Origin of the sequence: Aliikangiella maris, from assembly GCF_040719265.1 — a bacterium.
GTDB classification, from domain to species: Bacteria; Pseudomonadota; Gammaproteobacteria; order Enterobacterales; family Kangiellaceae; genus Aliikangiella; species Aliikangiella maris.
Genome location: NZ_JBFDAH010000118.1, coordinates 1 through 1,001 on the forward strand (window position 1 = coordinate 1; position 1,001 = coordinate 1,001).

General features: G+C 35.5%; 1 protein-coding gene. It reads left to right on the forward strand.

Annotation, left to right across the window (positions count from 1 at the left end; all coding sequences use genetic code 11):
* On the forward strand, positions 1-775 hold a 775-nt coding region (locus ABVT42_RS22420; RefSeq protein ID WP_367024560.1), incomplete at its 5' end, for an RHS repeat domain-containing protein.
* Positions 776-1,001 lie beyond the last annotated feature (226 nt).

A 1,001-nucleotide genomic window follows, 5' to 3' on the forward strand; every position in this document is an offset into this window, starting at 1 on the left:
TAGCAATGTCATTAGTCGATTTGTTTATGGTAGTAAAATTAATGTACCGGATTATCTCATTAAAGGCACTAAGACTTATCGTATTATTTCTAATCATTTAGGCAGTCCATTATTGGTGGTTGATATTGCTAATGGTGACGTGGTTCAACAAATGGATTATGATGAGTTTGGTAACGTCACATTGGATACTAACCCTGGGTTTCAACCGTTTGGTTTTGCTGGTGGTATTTATGATAGAGATACGGGGCTGACTCGGTTTGGGGCTAGGGATTATGATCCACAAGCTGGGCGGTGGATGAGTAAGGATCCGATTCGGTTTAATGGTGGGGATAGTAATATTTATGGGTATGTGTTTAGTGATCCTGTGAATTGGATTGATCCTTTAGGGTTAGTGACTTTACGTTGTGCTAGAAAGTTGGGAGATAAAAATAATCCAGCAGTTGAGCCGTCTGGTAATCCTCTTAGGCATGATTACATTGTAGCTGATGGTGAGGTGTATAGTTTTACAACTAAGGATAATATGATTTGGAGTCAAGGAATTATTGATAATGATGAATTTACAAGTAATTCAGAGTGTAAAGAAATTTCCACTGATCCAAAATTTGATAAAGCAGTAAAGCAAGCAGTAAAAGAAATAGGTGCTCCTAAATATAACGTTGGAGCATATCCTTTTACTCCTCCCCATATATTGGGAGCTCGTAATTGCCAAACATGGGCTGATGATATATTAAAGAGAGCAGAAGAAATAGTAAGCGAAGGTGAGAAAAATGATTGAGTTTTTTAAAATATTGTTATTTTCAAAGATAGTACTTCTAACTCCAAATTATATTGATATATCTCCAGAAAATGAAGGGCATGAAGTTTTATTGGATAAAAGTATAAGTGCTATTACTGTAGTTTACTTTTTTACCATCATACTTCTTGCCAATTTATTTATCATAAGATTGTGCAAGAATTAAACGACTTTACCCAATTAACATCGTCCGCTTTTTAGTGCTTGC